Origin of the sequence: Pseudomonas sp. IT-P395 (assembly GCF_949767675.1) — a bacterium.
Classification (GTDB): Bacteria; Pseudomonadota; Gammaproteobacteria; order Pseudomonadales; family Pseudomonadaceae; genus Aquipseudomonas.
Genome location: NZ_CATKPW010000015.1, coordinates 1 through 16,810, shown reverse-complemented (window position 1 = coordinate 16,810; position 16,810 = coordinate 1). Strand labels below are relative to the sequence as shown.

The 16,810-nt window shown below is 62.6% G+C and carries 9 protein-coding genes; 4 read left to right on the top strand and 5 right to left on the bottom strand.

Annotated elements, in window-relative coordinates; genetic code table 11:
• Positions 1–49: 49 nt before the first annotated feature.
• Positions 50–10,573, bottom strand: coding sequence for an autotransporter-associated beta strand repeat-containing protein (locus tag ACM6IN_RS13560; RefSeq protein WP_414916192.1), 10,524 nt, complete (start codon positions 10,571–10,573; stop codon positions 50–52).
• 452 nt (positions 10,574–11,025) lie between these two features.
• Here ACM6IN_RS13560 and ACM6IN_RS13555 point away from each other — a divergent pair, with 452 nt between their 5' ends.
• Positions 11,026–11,985: a nucleoside-specific channel-forming protein Tsx gene (locus ACM6IN_RS13555; RefSeq protein WP_007919016.1), complete on the top strand. Its 960-nt coding sequence runs from the start codon at positions 11,026–11,028 to the stop codon at positions 11,983–11,985.
• 15 nt (positions 11,986–12,000) lie between these two features.
• On the top strand, positions 12,001–13,023 hold the full coding sequence (locus ACM6IN_RS13550; RefSeq protein WP_414916191.1) for a purine-nucleoside phosphorylase: 1,023 nt from the start codon (positions 12,001–12,003) through the stop codon (positions 13,021–13,023).
• Positions 13,024–13,145: 122 nt separating this feature from the next.
• Here the strand turns inward: ACM6IN_RS13550 and ACM6IN_RS13545 are convergent, their stop codons facing one another.
• The 3 genes from ACM6IN_RS13545 to ACM6IN_RS13535 form a co-directional block, all read right to left on the bottom strand.
• Entirely contained in the window at positions 13,146–14,102 is a 957-nt protein-coding gene (locus tag ACM6IN_RS13545; protein WP_414916190.1) for a quinone oxidoreductase family protein, read from the bottom strand.
• 30 nt (positions 14,103–14,132) lie between these two features.
• On the bottom strand, positions 14,133–14,306 hold the full coding sequence (locus tag ACM6IN_RS13540; protein ID WP_007969534.1) for a DUF1427 family protein: 174 nt from the start codon (positions 14,304–14,306) through the stop codon (positions 14,133–14,135).
• A gap of 236 nt (positions 14,307–14,542) precedes the next feature.
• Positions 14,543–15,316 carry an AraC family transcriptional regulator gene (locus ACM6IN_RS13535; protein WP_414916189.1) on the bottom strand — a complete coding sequence of 258 codons (774 nt, stop codon included), beginning with the start codon at positions 15,314–15,316 and terminating at the stop codon, positions 14,543–14,545.
• Between the two features lie 136 nt (positions 15,317–15,452).
• On the opposite strand from ACM6IN_RS13535, the gene ACM6IN_RS13530 reads away from it, so the two are divergent.
• The gene (locus ACM6IN_RS13530) at positions 15,453–15,680 is read left to right on the top strand and encodes a DUF6555 family protein (protein WP_007919026.1); all 228 of its coding nucleotides are present in this window, start codon (positions 15,453–15,455) and stop codon (positions 15,678–15,680) included.
• 40 nt (positions 15,681–15,720) lie between these two features.
• Positions 15,721–15,993 carry a hypothetical protein gene (locus ACM6IN_RS13525; RefSeq protein ID WP_007919028.1) on the top strand — a complete coding sequence of 91 codons (273 nt, stop codon included), beginning with the start codon at positions 15,721–15,723 and terminating at the stop codon, positions 15,991–15,993.
• A 26-nt stretch (positions 15,994–16,019) separates the two neighbouring features.
• Here ACM6IN_RS13525 and ACM6IN_RS13520 read toward each other — a convergent pair whose 3' ends face one another.
• Positions 16,020–16,178: a metallothionein gene (locus tag ACM6IN_RS13520; protein WP_095114264.1), complete on the bottom strand. Its 159-nt coding sequence runs from the start codon at positions 16,176–16,178 to the stop codon at positions 16,020–16,022.
• Between the last annotated feature and the right edge of the window lie 632 nt (positions 16,179–16,810).

Sequence of the window (16,810 nt, the reverse complement as noted above, 5' to 3'; positions counted from 1 at the left end):
GGCAAAAAAAACCGCCCTTACGGGCGGCTAAAAGTGCTTCGACCCTAAATCAGAAGCCCAGGCTGAAGCTGATGGTCATCGCATGGTCGTTGCTGTCGTTCGACAGTTGCCCCGAGTAGCCGACGCCGAGTTTGCCGGTCGGGCTGATCTGGAAGTCGACACCGGCTTCAACGATGGCGCTGTCCTTGGCAATCGGCACGCCTTGGGTGCTGAACGAGGCGCCGCCGTCGATGAAGGTCAGGTCGGCGTCAGGCTTGGTATCACCAAACGCATGGCGCCAGCCGATGGCCGCGCGCGGGGTGAATTGCCCGCCGTTGGCCAGGGTGATGACTTTGCCGGCGCGCACGCCGAGGGTCGAGAAGGTGATGTCCTGATCGGCATCGGCCTCCAGGCGCCCTACTCCACCCTTCTCCTTGGCTTTGTCAGTGTCGTAGTTGACGTAGGCCAGACCGGCAAACGGTTCGAGGGCAATGCCGCCAGCGTCGATGGCGTAGCCGACTTCACCGAATACCTGGGCGCTGCGCGCATCGTAATTGGCCTTCAGGCGATCGTTGTAGCTGCCGACGCTGACGTTGCGTTTGGTCTCGATGTCGTGCCAGCTGTAAGCCGCGCCGAGGCGCACCGCCAAGGCGTCAAACTGCGAATTGAGATACGCCGCCAGGTGGTAGCTTTCGACGGTGGCATCCGAGCGACGATCATGCGCATCGAGGTCGCTGCGGGTGTAACCGGCGGCCATGCCCACGCGCCACTGGTCATCGAGTTGCTTGTCGGTACCGAGCATGAAGCCGCTGAGGTTACGGTCGAGTTTCGCCGCGTTGCTGTCGCCATCCGACTCGCCCCAGGCGCCGAGTGCCCGCGCCCAGCCAACCATTTCGCCGTGGCAACCGTTGCTGCTCAATTGGTTGTCACTTGGCGCCAGGGCACGGCGTGGATCATCCGCCGCGCTGCATGACGGTTGGCGCATGCGATCGTTGACCGCGTCACGCACGTAGCGCGAATCCTCGAGGATGGCGCTGGCGGTGCTGGCGTGGATCTCACCGGACAGACTGTCGAAGGCATTACGCGCACCGGCGACACTGAGGTTGACGATCTCGTTCTGCAACGCCGCACCGGCCGGGCCGTTGTTCGACAGCGCGGTGGCGGTTCTGAACTGGTTGCCAGTGGCGGCGACATCGGCGAAGGAATTGCCGTTGCGGCTGACCACCAGGTTCACCGCATTAGCGTCATACACCAGTGCGCTGTTGAGGAACGCATATTGCGGCAGGTCCGCAGCGCTGAAGGTGCCGTTTACGCCACCGCCCGCCGTAATCAGAGAATACGTGGTGTTGCCGGTGAACGGTGCCAGCGAGTTGACTTGCAAAGCGCCGCCCAGGTTTGCAGTACCACCGACGGCCAGTGGCGTCGCGGTTGGCGAACTGACGGTCAGCGCCAGCACGCCATCCGAGGCGTTGGTCAGGTTACCGGCCACGCTCAGGGTTCCGGCCTCAGCGCCGGAAGCCACCACACCATGGTTGATCACCGAACCGACACTGCCGTTACCGCTCAGCCCTGCACCGTTGGCCACGGTCACTTGCCCGCCCAACGAAGCCCGCGCCGAACGGCTGCCGACTTGCAGCACGCCTTGATCAACCGCGACGGTACCGCTGAACGGATTATCTCCGCTCAACAGCAAGGTGCCGGTGCCGCGTTTGGCCATCGCCCCGAGACCGCTGAGGACCCCGTTGAACTGACCATTGGCATTCTGCTGGAACACCAGCGTGGCGTTGTCGAGGATATTGCCTTGCAGGCTGGTGGTGTTACCGACCAGCGTACCGCCGCTGACGGTGGTGCCACCGCTGTAGGTGTTGGCACCGCTCAATACCAACGTGCCGGAATCAAGCTTTTCGATACCACCCGTGCCCACCAGTGGCGTGGAAATTTCTGCACTCGCGCCGGCATTGACCCGCACCGGTGCAAGGCTCCCGTCCGCGCCATTGACCGGCGTCAACGTCCCGCCAGCCCCCGGAACCAGGCTGTAGCCGCCGGAGAGGAATTGCAGACCGGTGAAGTTCTGATTGCCCTGCACGGTAACCGTACCTGCCTGACCGCCGAACACCGCGAACTGACCATTTGAAGCCAGGGCCTGAGTACCGCTCGGATCGGTCCAGTTAGTACCCGGCCCCCACACGCCGCTGCCGCCACCGATGCTGCCGTCCGGGTTGGTGGTGCCACCGTTCCAGAACTGCACCTCACCCGGCGTGCCTTGCACCAGCAGGTTGATCTGATTGGCGATAGCCGTTTGCAGGGTCAGATTGGCCGCCGACACCGGCAGGCTGCCATACACCAGACCGTTGTCGGTCAGGCTGCCGCCATAGCTGAACAGTTGATAAACGCCGGTGCCGAAGCCGCCGGCATTGCTGATGTTCAGCGTACCGTCGAGGGTCAGGTTGCCGGCAACATTGACCACGGTGGTCGAACTGGCCGCCGAGCCGAGGCTGAAGTCCAGATTGGTTCCCGACGACAGTGCCAGCGAACCGACTGACAAAGGCGTTGCTGTACCGCCACCGGCCAGCGTCGCACCGTTGGCCAGTTGCACGGCGCCGCCGAGTTGGCCGCCACCGCCGATGCTCGCGCCGCTGGCGACGTTGACGTTGGCGCTGTTGAGCACCCCGTTGACGATCAGGTTGCCGGCCTGCACCGAGGTGTTGCCGGTGAAGGTGTTGTTGCCGGCCAGCAGAAGTTCACCAGTGCCGGTTTTGTTCAGCGTGCCGGCGCCGGTGAGGTTGCCGGTGTAGCTGCCGTCGGCGTTTTGCTCGAAGGTCAGCGTCGCGTTGTTGACGATTGCACCTTGCAGGCTGCTGGTATCGCCGCGCGTCGTGCCGCCGTTCAGGGTGGTGCCGCCGCTGTAGGTGTTGGCGCCACTGAGGACGAGATCACCGCTACCGTTTTTCACCAGACTGCCGGTGCCAGTCACAGCACCGATCAACGTGGTGTTCTGGTTGCCGGCGAGGATCAGTTGCGCGCCAAGGTTGACGGTGTTGGCCAGTTGCAATGCCGAGGTGCTGTCGAGGGTGCCGGTGCCGGTCACGTTGAGTGCACCGCTGCTGATTGCACTGTTGTTGCCGAGGATCAGCGTACCGCCGGCGAGTTGAGTGCCGCCGCTGTAAGTGTTGCTGCCGTTGAGGGTCAGGCTCGAAGCGCCGGCCTTGATCAGGCTGCCGCTGCCGCTGACCACGCCGCCGAGGGTCAGGGCGTTGGAACCGGCAACGGTCAAACCACCGTTGACGACCACGTCGTTACCGAGGCTGACGGCCGCATTGCTGTCCAGCGCCGTGCCATCGGCGGCGGTCAACACACCGCTGCCGAGCGCCGTGTTGTTGCCGACCACAATCTTGCCGCCATTGAGCGCCGTGCCACCGGTGTAGCCGTTGGCCGCGTTGAGCACCAGCGTACCCGTGTCGTATTTGCCCAGCGTGCCGCTGCCGTTCAGCGCGACACCAATGGTTGCCGTGGCGTTCGGGTCAACCCGCACCGTGGCATTGCCCAGCGAACCGTTGACCAGATTCAACGAGCCCGCCGCGCCGTTCACTAGGCTGTAGCCGTCGGTGACGAACTGCATGCCGGTGATGGTTTGCGCGCCGTTGACAGTCACTGTGCCGGCCGCGCCCTGGAATACCGCAAAATTGTTGGTCCAGGCCTGATTGGTGGTGCCGTTGACGTCGGTCCAGTTGGTGGTGCCGGTGCCCCAGGTGCCGCTGCCGCCCTCAACCGAACCGTTGGCCACCAGTTGATTGCCGTCCCAGAACTGCACGGTGACGCCCGGTGCGGTGACCAGCAGGTTGATCTGATTGGCCAGCGCGGTTTGCAGGGTCAGATCGCCAGAGCTGACGCTGCCCGGCAGTGTGCCGAAGAGCATGCCGTTGTCGGTCAGGCCGCCGGTGTAGTCGATCAGGCGATAGACACCGCTGCCAAAACCACCGATGTCGCTGACGTTCAGGGTGCCGTCGAGGGTCAGGTTGCCGCCGACATTGACCAGCGCATTGCCGCCGCCGGACACCGGTGTACCGAGGCCAACGTCGAAGTTTGAATTGCCGTTGAACAGCAGCGAACTGACGCTCAGCGTACTGCCGGTGACGCCAGCCAGATGACCGCCATCGGCCACCGTCACGGCACCGGTCAAGGTGCCGCTGCCACCGAGGGTGCCGCCGCTGTTGACCAGCACATTGCCGCTGGCCAGCGAACCGTTGACCTGCAAGGTACCGGCGTTGACGTTGGTGTCACCGGTCAGATCGCTGATGCCGCTGAGGGTCAGGGTGCCGCTGCCGAGTTTGCTCAGACCGCCGTCACCGCTGAGGATGCCGGCGAAGGTGCTGCTGACATTGTTGCCGCCGAGGCTCAGCGTGTTGCCAGTGCCGATCAGCGCCGTACCGCTGCCGGTGAGGCTGGCAAGGCTGCCCGAAGCACCGAGATTCAGCGCCGCGCCGCCCGCGAGATTGACCGTGGCGTTATTGCCCAATGCCGTGCCGTTCAGGGTGGTCAGGCTGCCGGACAGTACATCGAAAGTGCCGCTGAAGGTGTTGTTGCCGGACAGTGTCACGTCGGCCAGACCGTTCTTGGTCAGAGTGCCCGCACCGGCAATCACGCCGCCGAGGGTCAGGTTGTTGTTGCCGGCCAGACTCAGGTTGGCATTGACGTTGACGTTGTTCGCCAGCACCAGCGGCGCACTGGTGTCGAGGCTCGAGGCGCCGGCCACGGTCAGTGCGCCGCTGCCCAATGCCGAACCGGTGCCGAGGGTCAGCGTACCGGCGTTTAACGTGGTGCCGCCGGTGTAAGTGTTGACGCCGTTGAGCGTCAGGTTCGACGCGCCGTTCTTGATCAAGCCGCCCGCGCCGCTGACCACGCCCGCGAGGGTCAGGTTGTTGCTGCCGGTGTTGCTCAGATTGGCGTTGAGGACGACGTTGTTGCCCAGGCTCAGCGCACTGTTGCTGTCCAGCGCGGAGGCGCCGGCTACGGTGAGATTGCCCAGACCCAGCGCCGAGTTGCTGCCGGCGGTCAGGGTGCCCGCGTTGAGGGTCACGCCACCAAGAAAATTATTGTTGCCACTCAGGCTCAGGTTGGCCGCGCCGTTTTTGCTCAGGCTGCCGGCGCCGTTGACCGTGCCGGCCAGGGTCAGATCCGCCGTGCCACCAATGCCGAGGTTGCCCGCGAGGTTGACCGCGTTGTTCAGCGAAACCCCGGTGCTGGCATCCAGCGTGGTGCCGCCCGCTGCATTCAGCGTGCCCGAGCCGAGCGCCGAGTTCGACGCCAGAATCAGTCCGCCGGCATTCAGCGCGACCGGCCCGAGGAAGGCATTGTTGCCGCCGAGGGTCAGGTTGGCCGCGCCGGTTTTGATCAGGCCACCGGTGCCGCCAATCACGCCGTTGAGGGTCAGGGCATTGCTGCCGACGATGGTCAGGTTGCCGTTCAGCGTCGCCGCGTTGGCCAGTGTCACCGCCGCGTTGCTGTCCAGCTGCGTACCGGCATTCGCCGTCAGCGTACCGGTACCGAGCGCCGTATTGCTGCCGACGATAATCTTGCCGCCGTCCAGTTGCGTGCCGCCGGTGTAAGTGTTGGCACCGCCGAGCACCAGGGTGCCGGCGTCAAGTTTATTAAGGATGCCGCTGCCATCGATATTGGCATTGATGGTCGCCGTGACGCCCGGATCGACGCGCAACGAAGTGGTGCCGCCGGTGCCGTTGACCGCCGTGAGTTGCCCCGCCGCACCGTTGACCACGTTGTAGCCATCGGTGAGGAATTGCATGCCGGTAAACGCTTGCGTGCCGTTCACCGTCACCGTGCCGGCACTGCCCTGGAACACCGCGAAGTCGCCGGCCCACGGTTGGTTGACCAAACCGTTGGCGTCGGTCCAGTTGGTGCCGACCGCGTTCCACGTGCCGCTGCCGCCATCGACCACGCCGTTGGCGATGGTCTGGCTGCCGTCCCAGTAACGAATGTTGACGTTCGGCGCCGACACTTGAATGTTGATCTGATTGGCCACGCCGGTCTGCACCAGCAGGTCGCCGAGGCCGTAGCCGACCGGTACGCTGGCAACGTCCAGACCGAGATTGGTCAGTGCGCCGGTGTAGTTGAACAGGCGATACACGCCGACGCCGAAACCACCGGCATCGCTGACGTTGAGATTGCCATCAAGCGTGAGGTTGCCGCCGACGTTCATCAGCGACGCAGTCGACGGTGTGCCCAGTGCCACATCAACGTTGCTGCCGGCGCCGAGAGTCAGAGCACTCGCCGACAAGGTGTTGCCCGACGCCAACGCCAGATGCCCACCGTTGTTGATGTTGACCGCGCCGAGCGCCGAGCCGGTACCGGTCAGGGTGCCGCCGGTATTGACGTTGAGTTGAGCACTGCCCAGCGAACCGCTCAGGTTCACGATACCGCCATCGATCGCAGTATTGCCGGTAATGCCGTTGATGCCAGTGAGGTTCAAGGTGCCGGTACCGACTTTGACCAGGCCGCCGCTGCCGCTGAGATCGCCATCAAAGATGCTGGTGACGTTGCCGGTGCCGACCGTCAGGGTGTTGCTGCCGGTCAGTTGCACACTGCCGCTGCCGCTCAGCGCGCCGAGGCTGGCGTCACTGCCCAGATTCAGGCCGGCGCCGGCGCTGATGTTGACGCCGGAGGTGTTGCCCAATGCGTTGGTATTGAGCGTGGTGACGCTGCCCGAAATGATGTTCAGCGCGCCAGTGAAGGTGTTATTGCCGGCCAGGGTCAGGTCTGAAAGGCCGTTTTTGGTCAGGCTACCGGCGCCGTCAATGATGCCGTTCAAGCTCAAATCGTTGTTGCCGGCGACGGTCAGTCCGGCATTCAGGGTAATGGCGTTGCCGATGCCGAACGATGCGCTGTTATCCAGCGTTGCCGCGCCACCGACGAGCAATGCGCCACTGCCCAGACCGTTGGCATTGCCAAGGGTCAACGTGCCGGCGTTGAGTGTGGTGCCGCCGCTGAAGGTGTTGTTGCCATTGACGGTCAGGTTGGCTGCGCCGTCCTTGATCAACTGGCCGGTGCCACTGGTCACGCCGCCGAGGGTCAGGTTCTGCGTACCGCCCACGGTCAGCGCCGCATTCAGGGCGACATTGTTGTTGAGGCTGACCAGCGGCGAGTTGCTGTCCAGTGTCGCGGCGCCAGCGACGGTCAATGCACCGGAACCGAGCGCCGAACTGTTGCCGACGGTCAGAGTGCCGGCGTTCAGCGTGGTGCCGCCGAGGTAGTTGTTGGCGGCATTGAGAATCAGATTGGCCGCGCCGTCTTTCACCAGACTGCCAGCCCCGCTGACCAGACCGGTCAGGGTCATATCCGCTGTGCCGCCGATGTTCAAGGCACCGGCGAGTGCCACGGCATTGTTCAGGCTGACGGCGGTGTTGGCATCCAGCGTGGTGTTGGCCGCCGCGTTCAACGTGCCGGAACCCAGCGCGGTGTTGCTGCCGACGGTCAGTTTGCCGGTGTTCAACAGGGTGTTGCCAAAATAAGTGTTGGCGCCGTTGAGGGTCAGGTCGGCAGCACCGTTCTTGGTCAGTCCACCGATACCGGCGACCACGCCGCCGAGGGTCAGCGCATTGGAGCCACCCAGGGTCAGAGTGCCGGCGAGGTTGACGTTGTTGGCCAAGGTCGCGGCGGTACTGGTATCGAGGGTGGTGCCGTTCGAGGCGTTGAGTGTGCCGGTGCCCAGGGCGGTGCTGGAACCGACAATCAGTGAACCGGCGTTCAGCGCCGTGGTGCCCGTGTAGGTGTTGTTGCCGTTGAGGGTCAGACTCGAAGCGCCGGTTTTGATCAGACCGTTACCGCCACTGATCACCCCGCCAAGGGTCAGCGCATTGGCGCCGCCGGCGGTGAGGTTGGCGTTGAGAATGACGTTGTTGTTGAGGGTCACGGCCGAACTGCTGTTGAGGGTGCCCGCGCCTTCCACCGACAAGGCGCCAGTGCCCAGTGCCGCGCCGTTGCCGACCGTCAAGCTGCCGGCATTCAGCGTGGTGCCGCCGCTGTAGGTATTGGTGCCATTGAGCGTGAGATTGGCGGCGCCGTTTTTCACCAGTTGGCTGGTGCCGCTGATCACGCCGCCGAGGGTCAGCGCGTTGCTGCCGCCAATGCCCAGGCTGTTGTTGAGAATGATGGCATTGTTCAGGGTCACCGTCGCATTGCTGTCGAGGGCGGCCACGCCGCCGACGGTGATGTTGCCACTGCCCAGCGCCGCGTTGGCGCCCGCCGTAATCGTACCTGCGTTCAACGCGACGGCACCGAGGAAGGTGTTGGCGCCGTTGAGAATCAGGTTGGCCGCGCCGTTTTTGGTCAGCCCGCCGCTGCCGCTGACAATCCCGCCCAGGGTCAGGTTGGCACTGCCGCCGACAGTCAGGTTGCCGCCGAGTGAGACTGCGTTGGTTAGCGCAACGGCAGTGCTGGCATCGAGGGTGGTGCCCGCCGCCGTGGTCAAGGCACCCGTGCCCAGCGCGGTGTTGGAGCCGACAATCAGCGTGCCGGCATTCAGCGCGGTACCGCCGGAAAAGGTGTTGTTGCCGCTGAGGCTGAGGTTGGCGGTGCCGTTCTTGATCAGATTACCGGCACCGCTGATGACGCCGCTCAAACCCAGCGCCTGCGTGCCGCCGATGGTCAGATCGGCCGCCAGCGCGACGGCGTTGGCGAGAGTCACCGCCGTGGTCGCATCCAGTGTGGTACCGGCCGCCGCGTTCAACGCGCCCGTACCCAGCGCGGTGTTGCTGCCAACGAACAGGCTGCCGGCATTGAGCAGCGTGTTGCCGCTGTTGGTGTTGTTGCCGCTCAAGGTCAGGCTGGCGCTGCCGGATTTGGTAATCCCACCAGTGCCGGACAACACGCCGCCGAGTGTCAGGGCATTGCTGCCGAGCACGTTGAGCGCACCGGTCATGCCGATGTTGTTGGCCAGGGTGACGTTGGTGGTGCTGTCCAGACTGGTGCCGGCGGCGGTATTCAGCGCGCCACTACCCAGCGAGTTGTTGTTGGTCACCAGCAGGGTGCCGGCGCTCAGGGTGGTGGTGCCGGTGAATCCGCTGTTGGCGCCACTGACAGTCAGGCTGCCGCTGCCGGTTTTGGTCAGGCCGCTGCTGCCGCTGATCAAACCGCCGAGGGTCAGCGCGCCAGTGCCGCCGGCGGTCAAGGTGCCGCCGAGGCTGATGGCGTTGTTCAGGCTGATCGTGCCCGGGGCGCTCAACGTTGTCGCGCCAGTGACGTTGAGGGTGCCGGTGCTCAGCGCCAGGTTGTTGCCCAACTGCACGGTGCCGCCGTTGAGCGTGGTGTTGCCCAGGTAGGTGTTGGCGGCGCTGAGGCTCAGTTGCCCGGAACCGACTTTGGTCAGGCCGCCGCTGCCGGAAATGACGCCGCTCAGGGTGGTGGCGTTGGTACCTTGCACTGTCACGCCGCCCGCGCCGAGGGAAATCAGGTTACTGACGTTCAACCCGGCATTGCTGGCCTGGAGTATCCCGCCGTTGGAGGTGATCACGCCGCTGCCGAACGTGGCGTTGTTGTTGAACTGGGCGACACCACCGTTAAGCGTGGTCGCGCCGCTGACCAATGGCCCCTGCAAGGTCCAGGTGCCGCTGTTGAGGGTCAGGTTGTTGAAGTTGACGTAGGTCGCGCTCGATGCGGTGCCGACACCCGTGGTGCCGCCGCCGACGCCGATCGGGTTTTGCAGAATCAGGCTGTTGGTGCCGCCCGCGCCACCATCGACCGTGCCGGTCGGAGCGAAGGTCAGATTGATGCCGATCAACCCGCCGAGGCCGACGCTGATCTGTACACCGTCACCGACGTTGACGCTGGAACCGGTCACCGCGGTGAAGGTGTTGGTGCTGGCCGCGCCCATCGACACGCCGCCGGTAATCGCACCGGCGTTGGTGAAGGTATTGCCTGCCGCCGATGTTTCGAACGCGATCCGGCCGTTGATCACACCGGTGCTGCTGTTGGTCATGTTGACCTGCGAGCCGCCGTAGACGCCGACCACCGGGGTGTCGGCGAGGGTGATGCCGCCGATCGACAAACCGGTCGAGGTGATGGTGCCGTTGTTGGTGATGCTGGTGGTGCCGGCAGCAGCGTTGTTCACCGCAATGCCGAGGCCGTCGATGCTGGTCAGGTTGAGCCCGAGCAGCATGCCCGTACCACGGATGATCCCGCTGGCGTTGTTGAGCACGCTGACCGTACTCGTAGCGCCAGTGCCAATGAACGCGCCGCCGCTCAGCACCGAGACCAGGCCGAGCAGTGCCGGGTCGAGCGTGCCGGAGTTGTTCAGGGAAATGTTCACCCCGGTCAGGTCCATCACATGGCCGCCGAGGGTCGCGTTCATCTGCGCCCCACTGTTGACGTTGACCGTCAGGCCACTGGTGGCGCTGGAAAAATTATTGAGAAACAGCGGCAGACTCGGCACGCCGGTGCAGGTCACCGTTGAACCCGCCGTGGAGCACGTGGCCAACGCAGGAGCGCTGACGCCGCCGAACAACAGCCCGGCGACACTCAGATGCACAGCAAGGGAAAGAGGGGAAAAGCGCGAAACGAGGGCGACACCAAACCTTGCTTCCACGGGCTACTCCTTGTCGTGGCCAAATTCTTCCTTGAGCGCGCGAAGAGCCGTGCTTATTCCACACGCGAATCAAGACTGCGACGGTCATCACAAAACCGTTGATTGGGGACAAAGCTAGTAGACGCCCGGCAATGGGGCACGGATTAAATGGTGTTAATACTTTAATACTAGAGGGGTCTGGAATAAGCGTTTCAGCCCGTATTCGTGGGCCTTCAACCTGTCGCAGAACCTGTAGGCCTTCGCCTGCTCGCGATGGCCTACAGGGGTTTGCGGTGATCAGTTATACCTGATCAGTCCGTCAGTTAAATTTGCGAATTCTTCGATATTTCATGGCATTGAGAAAACTGGTACGCCTTGTGCAAACGTTTGCGTAACGTCAATCCCAACGTTTTCGTAACAAAACCGTACAAGCCCACGGAACACGGGCCTCGATCCGCAAAAAAGGACTTTGAATGGCCATTGCATGCCCTTTTCGCGCACCTTTCTCGTGCACGCTTGCTGTTTCCTTGCTACTGACCGGCGTTACCGGACTTCTCAGCCACAGCGCTCTGGCGCAACCGGCAGCCAAAGAAGAATCCGCCCAGGGCGAAGCCCTCAGCCCCGAAGCCAGCCCGCCGAAAAAAGGCGCCTACCTCTCGGACTGGTACAACCAGGACCTGATGCTGATCGGCAGCAAGGACATCAGCTTCGGCCCGCAACCGGCCGACGATATCTATCTGGAATACGAGTACTTCGGCCGCAAAGGTCCGTTCGAACTGTACGGCTACATCGACATTCCGAAGATCTTCAACATCGGCAACAGCCACGACAAAGGCGTGTGGGATCACGGCTCGCCGGTGTTCATGGAGCACGAACCGCGCATCTCCATCGACTACCTCGCTGGCCGCAGCCTGGCCATCGGTCCGTTCAAGGAATGGTATGTGGCGTTCGACTGGATCTACGACCACGGCAGCCGCAAAGAGAACCGCGCCAACACTCTGTACAGCGGTTTCGGCACCGACATCGACACGCACTCGCGGGTCAACCTGTCGGCCAATCTGTACGGTCGCTATCAGTGGGAAAATTACGGTGCCAGCAACGAATATTCCTGGGACGGCTACCGCGCACAGCTCAAGTACATCGTGCCGATCGATAAATTCAGCAACGGCGCCTCATTGACCTACATCGGCTTCACCAACTTCGATTTCGGCTCGGACATCCACAAGGACAACCCGGCGCGCACCGCCAATGCGACGGTGGCGACCAACGTCCTGCTCTACTCGTTCACGCACTTGCGCTTCACCCTGGTCGGCCGTTATTTCCACAACGGCGGCAACTGGGAAGACGGCAGCGAGCTGAATTTTGGCGATGGCAATTTCCGCGCGCGTTCCAACGGCTGGGGTTACTACGCCGGCGTCGGTTATCAGTTCTGAATCAAGGAGTTTTCCATGCAAGTAATGATGCGTTTGACCCTGGCCGGTGCGGCCCTGCTCTCCTCCACCGCGTGGGCGGCCGAGGCCCCGATGCAACCGAAAGTCATGTTGATCACCATGTTCGCCCCTGAGGCGCAGCACTGGATCGATCGCCTTGAACTGAAGCAGGAAATCCGCGTGCCGGGCCTGTCCGCCGAGTACCCGAGCATTCGCTGCAACACGCAGCAGGTGTGCCTGTTGACCACCGGCATGGGCCAGACCAATGCGGCCGCCTCGACATTGGCGTTGGCGCTGTCGCCGAAATTCGACCTGCGCAAAAGCTACTTCCTGATCGCCGGCATTGCCGGCATCAGCCCGAAACACGGGACCATCGGCACCGCTGCATGGGCGCACTATCTGGTGGAATTCGGCACGCAATGGGAGATCGATTCGCGTGATGCGCCGTCGACCTGGCCGACCGGCTATCTGGGCATCAACACCAAAGGGCCGAACGAAAAACCGCCGCTGGATTACAAGACCGAAGTTTTTGAACTCAACCCGAAGCTGCAGGCCAAGGCCTTCGCCCTGAGCCACAAGGTCGAGCTGAGCGAAAGCAAAGAGTCCGCCGCGTGGCGTCTGAAATATCCGTCGGCCCCGGCCAATCAGCCGCCGGTCGTGACGCGCTGCGACACACTGGCCGGCAACACCTGGTTTTCCGGAACGCGCCTGAGCGAGCGGGCCGAGGTCTGGACCAAGTTGCTCACCGACAACAAGGGCGAATACTGCACGACGCAGCAGGAAGACAACTCGACCTATGAGGCCTTGCTGCGTGCCGGTCGTGAAGGTCTGGTCGATGTCCAACGCCTCGCCGTGGTGCGTGCAGGCTCCGACTTTGACCGCCCGGAGCCGGGCGGCAGTGAAGTGGATAACCTGCTCAAATACGCCGATCAGGGCGGCTTCGTGCCGGCGCTGGAAAACCTCTATCGCGCGGGGAATCCGCTGGTGCAGGACATACTGAAAAACTGGTCGGCGTGGGAAAACGGCGTCCCGCAATCCTGAACCCAACAACGATCTACTGTAGGAGTGAGCCTGCTCGCGATAGCGGTGTGTCAGTTTAATCATGAGTAACTGATACACCGCTATCGCGAGCAGGCTCACTCCTACAGGGGTTTTGCGGTGTATCAGGGGATAAGGATGACCTTGTCGCCGCTGCCCTGATTGACGTCGGCGTAGCGCAACAGGCCTTCGGCCAACGGCGCCTCGACCAACCCTTGCGGCAACGGCAACAACCCTTCATCGAAGAACCGCCCGAACTGCTCGAGCATCGCCGCACACGCTTCAACGCCATACAACAGCGAATTGATTCCGACCACCGACCCGCCCTTGCGATACAAGGCCAGCGCCGGCAGTTGCACATGCCCGTCCACCGGCGCGGCGATGATCGCGATCCGTCCGAAAGTGGCCAGTGCTGCCACCGACGCCGGCAGCCAGAAACCGGTGGTGTCAAAGATCACATCGGCACCACCGCGATACACCGCGTTGACCTGCGCACCGAGGTCTTCGGGTTTATCCAGTTGAATCGTCTGATAACCCTGCGCCTGCAAATCCGCGACCTGCTCGGGGCGACGCGCCGCTGCCAGCAATTGCGCACCACGCACTTTCGCCAGCGCCAAAGCAGCAGTCGCCACAGCCCCGCCGCCGATCACCAGCAAACGAGTGTCAGCCGTGACGAGGCTACGCTCCAAAGCATCCCACGCCGTGGTGTAGGGCACGCCAAGGCTGGCGGCCTGGGCGAAACTCAGGTGCGAAGGTTTGTGTGCGACGCCATTGGCTGGCAGTTTGACGAACTCGGCATGGGAGCCGTCGGCGAAAAAGCCCAGCTCACGGCCAGTGCCCCAGACTTCCTGACCGATCAGCGCCTGTGGGCCTTCAATCACAACACCGGCGAAATCCCGACCGGGAATTCGCGGCAGCGTGGTGTAGGGGAAGCGGCCGAGGACGTTTTTCACATCGCTGGGGTTGAGGCCAGCAGCCTTGATCTGCACCAGCACTTCGTCAGCGCCGGGTACCGGAGTCGGCACCTCGACGTAACGCAGGGAAGACAGGTCGCCGGTTTTATCGAATTGCAGTGCTTTCATGGGGACATCCACCGAAGGAAAAGAGGGAATTCAGGACAGCCAGCCCGCGACCAGTTGCCGGCCCATCGGCCACAACTGCTCACCGGCCAACATGCCGAGTAAACCGACCAGCGCGATAGCCGGTGGCGCCGGAGAACGGAAATCCAGCGCGCCGTACAACAGACCGACGCCCAGACCGATGGCCAGCGAAATCAGGTAATTCATGGGGAGGAACTCCGCCCGTGGAAAGGAATGGGCAAAGTTTAGGGAGTCGGCGAGGTTGGCATCGGCCAAGGACTTCTGAATTTCGGACAAACCAACCACAGTCACCACAAAACCCGGTGGGAGCTAGCTTGCCAGCGATGAGGCCTGTACATCCGACATCCTCATCGGCTGACACACCGCTATCGCTGGCAAGCCAGCTCCCACAAGGTTCTGTGTAGGTTCAGGATATAGCGTCGTTACAGAGTGAATTGCGAAGGGGCGACGCCCAGTTCGCGACGAAACATGTCGCTGAAGCTACCGGGTGAATAGCCGAGCTCCCGGGCAATCACACTCACCGCCACGCCCTGAATCAACGCCGCCACCGCCGTCGCCAGTTGTACCTGCCGCCGCCACTCGGCGAAGCCCATGCCGAGGCTGTCCTTGAACAACCGCGCCAGGGTGCGCACGCTGGCTCCGGCATTTTCCGCATGCTGTTCGAAAGGAATCTCCAGCGACGGCGCCGCCATCACTGCCTGACACAGATTCATCAAGCGCCGGTCGGAGTCATCCGGCATCGGGATCTTCAACTGCGAGCGCCGTGCGCGTTTCAGCTCCAGCAACGCCAACCCGACCAACGCCTCGTAATACGCAGGATCACCGCTGTCGCCCTGCTCCACCAGCCCGACAATCAACTCGCGCAGCAACCCACCGACCTCGATCACCTGCACCGTCGTGTCCAGCGTCGCCGCCAGCGCCGGGCGCAGGTAGATATTGCGCATCTGCAAATCCGACACCACGCGAATCCCGTGCGGCACGCCCGGCGGCAACCACACCGCCCGCTGCGGCGGCACCACCAGCGCTTCGTGCGGCGTCTCGACCCACATCACCCCGCTCATCGCATACAGCAACTGTCCCCAGACATGCTCATGCGGCTCGATAAACAAGCCGCGCGGATACGTCCGCGCCACACGTTGCACGGGCACATCGGTATCGCTCAGATCTGGGGGTGCGGCAAGGGCCATGGCGAGCATTCATTGGGGTTGGCGAAAAACCCATGGTAACCAGTGCGCCACGGCGTCGCCAACGATAGATACCGTCGGACAATCCGAGTGAATTTTCCCGCAGCGCCGCGATCCCTCTATTACCACAGGGAGGAATACGGGCTTTATGAACAACGCAAAACTCTATGTCATCGAATACACCCTTCACGGCACGCCCAAGTCGTTCATTATCCGCTCGGACAAAATGGACAACACCGAGGCGTGGCACTGGGCGAGCTGCGACGCAGGCGTTGGTCGCATCCCGCGCTTTGGCCGTGAAAAAGTGCAGAAGACCAGCAAACCGATGGCGGAAAAATTCGGCGTGGAAAACGTTGTGTGGCGACCGACCAGCTAAGCTCTGCGCATCGATCGGCATCATTCGGGGGGAATGCACCATGAGCAACATCATCAGCCCGGCGCACCTGGACTACGGCCTCGATACGCTGTTTGGGCGGATCACCAAAAGCGTGGACTGTCGCGTTGGGCTGGAGGCGGTCGAGGGTGATCCGTTTCGCTTTGCCTTGCGAGTGCCGGCGCCGCTGCCTGAAGATCTGGACCAGGCGAAAACCATCGTGGTCAGGGTTGAAGGGCGACGGCTGCAAGGCACAGTGAGGCATACAGAGCGGCTGGATGATGAAAGTATGAAACTGGAAGTGGAGCCTGATTAGGCTCCACTTTTTTTATGCGTCGTTCGTCATCCGTGGGCGCATTTACAGCCCTTGGTTGAACATTGCGCACCGTTCTCATGATGATGGGCGCAAGCCTCGCAGCAAAAATGCTTGCCATGGCGCACGACCGGGTGCTCGCCGAGCTTGCAATTGCATTTAGGGCAGTCACAGGTTTTATCAGGCATGGGACAGACTCCTTGGGTAATGGTTGTCTGGGGCTTGAAGGGCAAGCCGTAATATCCAGTGTAGGAGCTGCTGCAGGCTGCGATCTTTTTGATTTTGTTTGCGATTGGGGAGTGGATTTGGGGAGTGGATTGGGGGCATATCCGTTGCTGCGGGTGCTGCCGCTGGCGGTTTCGCTCTTACAGCGACTCACTTTTCCAGACGCCGAAAAGTAAGCAAAAGGCTTTGCCCCTGGCGTACGGCACTTCGCTTAGGCTCAGTGTTCCCTCGCTACGGTGTCCATCCGGGGGCATCGCCTACGGTTTGCTTCGCTGCACCTCCTCTCGATGTATGCGGCTACGCCGCACGGCGCTGCGCGCCTAACCCCGGATGAACACCTCCGCTCGGCCTGCCGATGGGGCAAAAGATCAAAAGCCGAAGCAAGATCAAGAGCCAGAGCCAGATCAAGAGCCAGATCAAGAGCCCCTCACCCTAGCCCTCTCCCGGAGGGAGAGGGGACTGACGGTGGTGTTTGGGAGAGGTACGCCGACGTGCGATACCGCGTTGAACTCAGATTCTGAAAGGCCCACCACCGGCTCCCTCTCCCTCGGGAGAGGGCTGGGGTGAGGGGAAAATCCACCACAAATCCAAAGCC

Bases quoted from the DNA above. Each gene is read 5' to 3' on its own strand.
- ACM6IN_RS13540 (WP_007969534.1), bottom strand. From the start codon at position 14,306: ATGAATTACCTGATTTCGCTGGCCATCGGTCTGGGCGTCGGTCTGTTG.
- ACM6IN_RS13550 (WP_414916191.1), top strand. From the start codon at position 12,001: ATGCAAGTAATGATGCGTTTGACCCTGGCCGGTGCGGCCCTGCTCTCC.
- ACM6IN_RS13525 (WP_007919028.1), top strand. From the start codon at position 15,721: ATGAGCAACATCATCAGCCCGGCGCACCTGGACTACGGCCTCGATACG.
- ACM6IN_RS13530 (WP_007919026.1), top strand. From the start codon at position 15,453: ATGAACAACGCAAAACTCTATGTCATCGAATACACCCTTCACGGCACG.
- ACM6IN_RS13535 (WP_414916189.1), bottom strand. From the start codon at position 15,316: ATGCTCGCCATGGCCCTTGCCGCACCCCCAGATCTGAGCGATACCGAT.
- ACM6IN_RS13545 (WP_414916190.1), bottom strand. From the start codon at position 14,102: ATGAAAGCACTGCAATTCGATAAAACCGGCGACCTGTCTTCCCTGCGT.
- ACM6IN_RS13520 (WP_095114264.1), bottom strand. From the start codon at position 16,178: ATGCCTGATAAAACCTGTGACTGCCCTAAATGCAATTGCAAGCTCGGC.
- ACM6IN_RS13555 (WP_007919016.1), top strand. From the start codon at position 11,026: ATGGCCATTGCATGCCCTTTTCGCGCACCTTTCTCGTGCACGCTTGCT.